8 protein-coding genes and 1 rRNA gene are annotated in these 7,551 nt (G+C 38.7%); 5 read left to right on the plus strand and 4 right to left on the minus strand.

The genetic code is table 11. The features are described 5' to 3' along the window. Nucleotides 1-53: 53 nt before the first annotated feature. Both rrf and TY15_RS22355 read left to right on the plus strand, forming a co-directional pair. Nucleotides 54-170 (plus strand): 5S ribosomal RNA (gene rrf / locus TY15_RS22350). 127 nt (nt 171-297) lie between these two features. Further along, nucleotides 298-1,773 (plus strand): spore germination protein, encoded by a 1,476-nt coding sequence (locus TY15_RS22355; RefSeq protein WP_040205460.1) that lies wholly within the window; start codon nt 298-300, stop codon nt 1,771-1,773. A 55-nt stretch (nt 1,774-1,828) separates the two neighbouring features. Here the strand turns inward: TY15_RS22355 and TY15_RS22360 are convergent, their stop codons facing one another. From TY15_RS22360 to TY15_RS22370, 3 genes are all read right to left on the minus strand, one after another. Next, nucleotides 1,829-2,593 (minus strand): sulfite exporter TauE/SafE family protein, encoded by a 765-nt coding sequence (locus tag TY15_RS22360; protein WP_040205458.1) that lies wholly within the window; start codon nt 2,591-2,593, stop codon nt 1,829-1,831. Nucleotides 2,594-2,761: 168 nt separating this feature from the next. After that, nucleotides 2,762-3,043, minus strand: a complete 282-nt coding sequence (locus TY15_RS22365; protein ID WP_040205455.1) for a hypothetical protein — start codon at nt 3,041-3,043, stop codon at nt 2,762-2,764. Nucleotides 3,044-3,092: 49 nt separating this feature from the next. Beyond that, complete coding sequence (locus TY15_RS22370) at nt 3,093-4,337, minus strand: MFS transporter (protein WP_040205454.1); 1,245 nt, start codon at nt 4,335-4,337, stop codon at nt 3,093-3,095. Nucleotides 4,338-4,499: 162 nt separating this feature from the next. On the opposite strand from TY15_RS22370, the gene TY15_RS22375 reads away from it, so the two are divergent. Genes TY15_RS22375 through TY15_RS22385 form a run of 3 tightly spaced genes read left to right on the plus strand, consistent with a single transcriptional unit; the run spans nt 4,500 to nt 6,531 of the window. Beyond that, a complete protein-coding gene (locus TY15_RS22375) occupies nt 4,500-5,294 on the plus strand; it encodes a phosphosulfolactate synthase (RefSeq protein ID WP_040205452.1) in 795 nt (264 codons plus the stop codon). Then, nucleotides 5,251-5,799, plus strand: a complete 549-nt coding sequence (locus TY15_RS22380; protein WP_040205450.1) for a histidine phosphatase family protein — start codon at nt 5,251-5,253, stop codon at nt 5,797-5,799. Before TY15_RS22375 ends, TY15_RS22380 begins: the two co-directional genes overlap by 44 nt. Nucleotides 5,800-5,823: 24 nt before the next feature. Then, complete coding sequence (locus tag TY15_RS22385) at nt 5,824-6,531, plus strand: phosphoadenylyl-sulfate reductase (protein ID WP_040205499.1); 708 nt, start codon at nt 5,824-5,826, stop codon at nt 6,529-6,531. A 74-nt stretch (nt 6,532-6,605) separates the two neighbouring features. On the opposite strand, the gene TY15_RS22390 is transcribed toward TY15_RS22385, so the two are convergent. Beyond that, entirely contained in the window at nt 6,606-7,223 is a 618-nt protein-coding gene (locus TY15_RS22390; protein WP_040205448.1) for a YitT family protein, read from the minus strand. Nucleotides 7,224-7,551: the final 328 nt, after the last annotated feature.

Raw genomic sequence — 7,551 nt, forward strand, 5'->3', positions numbered from 1 at the left:
ACACTTCTTCTGCATTATCTAGTTTTGAGAGAACGATCTCTCTAACAAAATAGTCTGGTAGCAATGGCGAGAAAGTCACACCCGTTCCCATACCGAACACGGAAGTTAAGCTTCTCAGCGCCGATGGTAGTTGGGGCATGCGCCCCTGTGAGAGTAGGACGTTGCCAGGCAATAGTAAAGGACAACCCGAAAGGGTTGTTCTTTTTTGTGTTTAACATAAAAATAATAGAGAATTCGTATATAACCCTCATGTTCTCCACAAAATACCATTAATGATATTTCTAGGAGTTGGCATGTTTGGGAAAAAAGGGGACGCAAATTCCTGTAAAGGAAGCGTATGAAGAGAATATTGAATACTTAAAGGCGGAATTGCGGGTAGGGAAAAGCTTTGATATCATCCATCGTAAATTAGATTACGGTGGATATCGGATGAGCATGTTTTTAGTTGATGGGTTTGCTCAGGCTAATATTTTGCTTTTAATAATGAAGGAGATTGAGAAAAGAAAACCTGAGGATTATAAAGATGACCCTATTAACGAACTGGTAAAGACATTTATTCCTCATGTTGAGGTCAATACTACAACCGATCTAGAAGAAGTGATTGCTCAAGTGCTTGCAGGGCAAACAGCATTGGTGGTTGAAAATGGACATCAAGTAATTCTCATTGATTCGCGTGAATACCCCATCCGTTCTCCTCAAGAGCCGGATATCGAACGAGTCGTCCGCGGACCTCGAGATGGCTTTGTTGAAACGATTGTGTTTAACCTTGCATTGATACGGAGAAGAGTACGGGATCGTTCGCTTGTCATGGAATATGTTCAAGTTGGAACGAGGTCTAAAACAGATATCGCACTTGTCTATATAGACAGCATCGTAGACTTAAAACATGTTGAAATGTTAAGAAATAAGCTTGAAGAAATCTCGATCGATGGGGTTTCAATGGGCGAAAAAACGATAGAAGAATTTGTGTTTGGTCGAAACTATAATCCCTATCCATTAGTACGGTATACGGAAAGGGCGGATACGAGCTCCGTTCATTTAATGGAGGGGCACGTTCTAATCGTTGTAGATGGATCCCCAAGTGTGATGATCTGCCCCTCTACCTATTGGCATCATCTGCAGCACGCTGAGGAATATCGCCAAAAACCACTGGTAGGCGCATTTCTAAGGTGGGCACGCTTTATTGCAGTCACAGCTTCTCTATTTCTTTTACCACTTTGGTATACCTTTGCAACCAATGAACAGTTGCTTTCTGAACGGTGGAAGTTTATTGGAGTAAAAGAAGAAGGGGAAATCGGCTTGATATGGCAATTCCTCATAGCTGAAGTGGGGATAGAAATCTTAAGGATGGCTGCTATCCATACGCCTAATGCCCTAGCCACGGCACTTGGTATCGTTTCAGCTATTATTATTGGTGACGTGGCTGTCCAGGTAGGAATTTTTTCGCATGAAGTAGTCCTTTATGTGGCCGTCGCTGCTATCGGTACCTTTGCTACACCTAGTTACGAATTAAGTCTTGCTAACCGTATGTTTCGCGTCTTCTTTTTAATTATGGTTGCCATTCTTCAAGTACCAGGTTTTGTGATAGGGATAACATTATGGATTTTATTACTAGTATTTACAACGAGTATGAATATCCCATATTTGTATCCTTTTATCCCATTTAATCCACGTGACTTTCATATTGTACTATTCCGGTCACCGATACCCTTAAGTCGTATTCGGGGAAAAATGCTTAACCCACAAGATAAAATTAAACAAACTAGTGAGTAAGCTTATCGTCGAGATAAGCTTATTTCATATATTCGGATAATCATGAAATATGCGGCTAAATAAGTTTGAAGCCACTAATCAAAATCATGACAGCCATAATGGTCCTTAATGGTTTTTCGGGGAATTTAGAGGATAAGGTGCTCCCTATCATAACCCCGGGTATTGACCCCATCAGCAGGTTAACCATTAATAGGTAATCAACGTTGCCAATTCCAGCGTGCATGATTCCAGCAGCGGTAACTAATAAAAAACCATGGGCGATATCTGTGCCTACTAACTCTGAAGAACTCATTCTAAATAGATAGATCATGGCCAAGGCAAATAATGAGCCTGATCCAATCGAAGTCAAGCCAACGATAAAACCTAAAATAGCGCCAATACAAATTGTTAACGCCTTTTTTTCTTGTATAGGCTTCCTTTGATAATGGTTCCATTCAAATTTATTTTTCATAAACGTTTTAATTAGAGTGGTTAGGGCCACTAAAATTAGGACGTAACCCAAGGCATGTTTAATAATTATCTCTTGGGTATGAAAAAAGGTATCAAATAAGTGGAGAATACCCACTGCACATAGGGCACTTGGTATACTCCCAATTGCGAGGTACTTCACAAGTTGGAGATTTATGGTCTTTTGCCTCCAGTGTTGAATCGAGCCAAATAGCTTGGTGATGGAATTATAAACGAGATCGGTTCCAACAGCAATGGAAGGACTTATCCCCAATATTATTAAGACAGGTGTTAACAATGCCGCCCCCCCAACACCAGTCAAGCCCACCATAAAGCCAATTAAAAGGCCCATTATAATTATCCCGATGCTCATTAGGCAACACTCCAAAATTTTAATTATAAATATAAATTATGAAGTAGTTAATCGCCTGGTGACATCCATTGTACGCCCAAAAAAAGAGGAACCCTCATTTTGGTTTGGAGGCTTCCGCTTTTATCAAGCTCTATTGTTTTTTGAGGTACGGTTTATTGGACCCTTGGGCTAGTTTTCTTCTTCTTGGTTTAGCTTGATTTTTTTACATCCTACATATAAGCATGAGAAGATATCGAGCCCGGGCTTTGCCTTTGCTAATCCTTTTATATAAGGGGTGATTAAATCTTTAAAGTCCGCTCCCACTTCTTCCTCTTCTAAAATTCCATAAACATACAGTTTCTTTTCGCTAAATAGTATTGCTAAATTACCTACACCCTTGTTTTTGGCATCAACCACATTTAAAACCTGATATTCGGGGGTGATTACCTCGGGTGAAAAAAATATCGGCAATGATACCAACTCCTTTCCAGTCTACACCCATTATCTGTTGGTTATGTTTCTAACCAAAGGACAGTTTTTCAAACAGAGAATCGCTTTCCTTGGAAGGTTCCTTTTTAGCCACATGGATTAACAGCAGGCAAAGCAAACCACATAAAAGGGTTAAACCCGCATTTGATAAAAACATACCGGACCGAGACCATTCCATTAATGAACTGAATATGGGTGGGCCAATCGCAACCCCTAAGAAGCGAACCGATCCATATAACGAGGTGACAAACCCGCGCCGGTCTGATGGAACGGAGCCAGTAATAAAGCTGTTAATACAAGGGAGAACAAGTCCAGTCCCGATACTGCTGACGACTAGAACAGCAAAGAATGGAATGAGTTTTGTAAAGAATACTAGCGATGAAAAAGACGCAGTCATTAAAAGGCATCCAATAACAATTAGCGTCTTCATCAGCTTCATTTTTTTTCCAATATTACTGCCGGTTATATAGGAGGTAGTGGTCATAAATAGTAATGGAATAGCTAAAATAGCTCCTTTTAATAAGCCATCGATTTGATAATCCTTCTCGAGAATGTCTGATATATAAAATAAAATCCCAAATAAGGTAAATAAACAGGAAGCACCTGTTAAATAAGCGGCAAATAGCCAACGTCCTTCTGTTTTAAACACAGAGACAAGCCCCTTTATATATTTTCCGACCGGTGGAGGTTCTTTTTCTGCTTTCTTTTCTTTGATAAAGAAAATGGTTAAAAGGATGGATAGTAGACAAAAGATAGGAAATGCAAAAAATGTTGCATACCAAAATATCAGTGCTAACAGTGATCCAATAATGGGGCTGACTACTTTTCCTAAGCCGTTTGAAGCCTCTACTAGTCCTAAAACCTTGCTTTGTTCTGCTCCCTTAAATAAGTCGCCTGCCAAAGCCATGGCAATGGGCGCAGTCCCTGCGGCACCCATCCCCTGCATAATCCTTCCAGCAAGGATCCAAGTATAGGAACTTGAAAACCAAGCAGCAGCTGCACCTGCTAATAGGCCGCCACTTCCATACAAGATGAGCGCAGGGATAATGACTGCCTTTCGTGAGAATCTGTCAGATAAGTACCCTAATATAGGTATAGAAATCGCCGCTGCAATCGAAAATACAGAGATAATGAGACTAGTCTGGAATTGAGTTATACTTAGTTCTGTTTTCATTTTCGGGAGAATTGGGATTAGCATCGAGTTTCCTAACACCAGAATAAGTGGAATGGCCCCTATAGCAGTTATCGTCAGGCCTTTATGTTTTTGCTTTGGCAAGGATGACACCCCTAACTGTAATATTAAGCCTTCATATTGTTTGTTCTGAACCAATGTTTATACATGTCAAATGCCTAATTATCGGGAGAATTGCCCAATGTTTACACCATAGGCGCCTTTTTGAATAAACTATCCTAGATGAATAGAGGAGGCGCATTACCTATGGATTTTTTAACATTGCCTGAAAGGACAACGGGAATCCGAACCTACGGTTTGACTTCAGTCATTGATTTTGGAACCCCATTGGGTGAGTTGAAAAATATAGTATCTGACTTCGGTGATATGATTGATATTGCCAAACTTGGAATTGGTTCTGCTTATGTAACCCCGAACTTAAGAGAAAAGGTGAAGCTGTATCAGGAATATCAAATTAAGCCCTATTGCGGTGGGACATTGTTTGAGAAATGCTACTATCAAAATAAAGTTCCCGAATACTTAAGTTTTTTACAGGACCTGGGGATTGAATGGATTGAAATATCAAATGGAACGGTAGATATTCCGATCTGGGAACGGCTTCATCTCATTTCCCAAATTAAAGATGATTTTCATGTCATTGCTGAAGTTGGCTCAAAAGATGTAAATAACCAAATGACTATTTGTGAATGGAAGGAAGAAATGAACCTTCTGTTACATGCAGGTTGTGAGTACGTTATTACAGAGGGGAGAGACTCGGGGACTTCTGGCATTTATGAAAAATGCGGGGATGTCAAATCCGATTTAATCCAGGAGTTATGTAAAGAATTAGATTATAAAAGAATTATTTTTGAAGCGCCTTCCACTAAACATCAAATGTATTTTATTAAAGAAGTGGGGCCAAACGTAAATTTAGGAAATGTAAAACTTCATGATGTGTTAGTCTTGGAATCTCAACGACGTGGCCTTAGAAGTGAAACCTTTTTCATGGAGGATAAAGATGATTATTACCTTAATACGGCATCTTCCAACAGAGTGGAATAAAAAAACGTGGTTACAAGGGAGGCGGGATACTGAACTCTCACCTATTACTAAGGAATATCAAGAGCGAATTTCCCGCAATAAACAGTTATTGGGGGAATTACCACCTTTCGACATAATCTTGGCCAGTACATTGAAACGAACGCATCAGACAGCTAAAATGTACGGGTTTCAAGCAGAAGCAGAGGGATTATTAGACGAGCTCGATTTTGGTCCCTTTGAGGGACTTCCTAAAGAAAAGCTGATTGAAAAACATGGTGAACAATGGTTTGAAAATCCGAAAGAGCTTGTTTTTGGTGAAAGCATAGAGAATTTAGAAAATCGGATTAGGTTGTTTTTAAAAAAATATAAGGATTATCAAAATCTTTTAGTGTTTGGACATGGTTCGTGGATCAGAGCATTGATTTGCTACGCACAGTTTGGCGATATTAATGGGATGAATAATATCAGTCTTGAAAATAATCAATGCACGACAGTAATGCTTGATCTCGAACAAGTGAAGAATTGAAATGGAGGGATAAGCTTGTCTGAAGTGTTATCGTATGAAGAGTGGGCCGAGGAGAAAGTAGCTGCCATTCTAGAAAAAAAGCCCGATTTTTTAGATATATTAAAATGGGCCTATCAGGAGTATAAGGATGATATTGTTTATTCCTGCAGCTTTGGGGCCGAGGGTATTGTATTAATTGATTTAATTCATAAGGTAAATAAACAAGCGAAGATCATTTTCCTCGATACTGACCTCCATTTCTCTGAAACCTATACATTAATTGAACAGGTAAAAGAACGTTACCCAACTTTACAAATTACTTTACTGAAACCAAAGATCTCGTTAGAGGAACAAACCAAATGGTATGGAGAAGAATTATGGAAATATAATCCCAATCTATGCTGCCACATGAGAAAGGTGGTTCCTCTTAAGGAGGCATTAGTGGATGTAACTGCATGGATATCTGGTTTAAGAAGAGATCAATCCCCTGCAAGGAATAAAACCCAGTATATTAATAAGGATGAAAAGTTTCATAAGGTTAAAATTTGCCCACTTATTCATTGGTCATGGGAAGATATCATGACCTATATTCACTTGAATCATTTGCCCTATAACCCATTACATGATCAAGGCTATCCAAGTATTGGTTGTGCCCCGTGCACCCAACCTGTTACGGATTCTAAGGACAATCGAGCAGGACGCTGGGCTGGTATTGCCAAAACAGAATGTGGTATCCATGAAGGATCATCATGAAATAGAAAAAAATCGACCAATCTATAAAAAAACAGCCCTATTTACAAGATAAGAAGATTCTATAAGGGATCTTCTTATTTCTTTCGCCAATTTACTGTTAAGAGGCTTACCTTTTGAAATTTCAACTCATATATATAATCGATAATATTAGTAGAAAGAAACTGACAAATAATCGCGAAAATAACTATTTTAAAATCAATAACAAGGGCGGTTAATAAAAAAATAATAAAATTAATTCCCATCATAACCTTTCCGGGGCTCCAATGCTTATAGGTAGCAATCATTAATGCGGGAATCACCATCCCGCCGCTAGATGCTCCAACACGAATTAGAACGCCTACGCCAATACCAAAAAAAACACTTCCAGCTAAAAGATCTAGTAATAAATGGACATGTTGGTGAGGAATATAGATGGTTATGATGTTTACTGTAGTAGAAGTAATTGCGACAGAAAGAATGGTTCTTAGTGTCCAGGTGTATCCAAAATAGCGGATTGCGAAAAATAAAAAGACAATATTAGCAAGCCATAAGGAAAGTCCTAGTGAAAAATGAAACCAATGATTCATTAAAATAGCAATCCCCGCTGCTCCGCCAGAGGGAATCGAATGGGGAAATAAAAACAAGGACATGGCAAGGCCTTGTAGGATGGCACCAAACAATAAGCAGAAATAGGTTAGCCATGTTTTTTTCATAGGTATACAGAAATAATCCTACTATGTTTTTTTATTAGCTCCACGTTCATTCCTCCTTAGGACAATCCGTCCTTGTCCATCTTATGAGAAATAAAGAAGGAATATGTGGCATAATCCTTTAATAATCCTGACAATTCTTGAAAATATAATTGGTGGGAGAAGTAATTTAAAAATTATATTAAAAAAACTATTGACGGTTTTGTATTCATGCTGTAATATTGTAAAAGTCGTCACTGAGACGGCAAACATCATAAGAAAAAAGTTATTGACTTTCAGTTGATAACTTGATATGATAATCAAGTCGCTTTTGAGTGACTGAGACATTGTT

This window comes from Neobacillus jeddahensis (genome assembly GCF_000612625.1).
Taxonomy (GTDB): domain Bacteria; phylum Bacillota; class Bacilli; order Bacillales; family Cytobacillaceae; genus Neobacillus; species Neobacillus jeddahensis.

Excerpts from the sequence above, each read along its gene's own strand:
- TY15_RS22360 (WP_040205458.1), bottom strand. The coding sequence starts at position 2,593 with ATGAGCATCGGGATAATTATAATGGGCCTTTTAATTGGCTTTATGGTG.
- TY15_RS22375 (WP_040205452.1), top strand. The coding sequence starts at position 4,500 with ATGGATTTTTTAACATTGCCTGAAAGGACAACGGGAATCCGAACCTAC.
- TY15_RS22380 (WP_040205450.1), top strand. The coding sequence starts at position 5,251 with ATGATTATTACCTTAATACGGCATCTTCCAACAGAGTGGAATAAAAAA.
- TY15_RS22390 (WP_040205448.1), bottom strand. The coding sequence starts at position 7,223 with ATGAAAAAAACATGGCTAACCTATTTCTGCTTATTGTTTGGTGCCATC.